The organism is Bacillus sp. SIMBA_008, from assembly GCF_046535495.1.
GTDB classification, from domain to species: domain Bacteria; phylum Bacillota; class Bacilli; order Bacillales; family Bacillaceae; genus Bacillus; species Bacillus subtilis.
Genome location: NZ_JAWRWL010000656.1, coordinates 1 through 263, shown reverse-complemented (window position 1 = coordinate 263; position 263 = coordinate 1). Strand labels below are relative to the sequence as shown.

General features: G+C 44.9%; 1 protein-coding gene. It reads right to left on the bottom strand.

Annotated elements, in window-relative coordinates; translation table 11 throughout:
• Positions 1–263, bottom strand: a 263-nt coding sequence (locus SB658_RS24840; protein WP_410603067.1) for an NTP transferase domain-containing protein, incomplete at both ends; no start/stop codon positions are given.

Sequence of the window (263 nt, the reverse complement as noted above, 5' to 3'; positions counted from 1 at the left end):
CCGGATGAAAGGCATGTCACATGCCGTCACTAAATACCATGCTGATTCTTTCTTTTGCATCGCCGTATAGATGCCGGCAAGCGGCCCGCATCCGCGCACCTGTTCATCATCCAACCATACATCTCGTTCACCTCTTTCTTTAAAAAAGGTCAGAAGTGTTGAATGGCTGATGATCACCATCTGTCCTTTCAAAAGCTGCTTTTTCACATGCTCATATAGTGGTTTTCCTTGATACATATAACTTGCCTTTGGCTCTCCAAAAC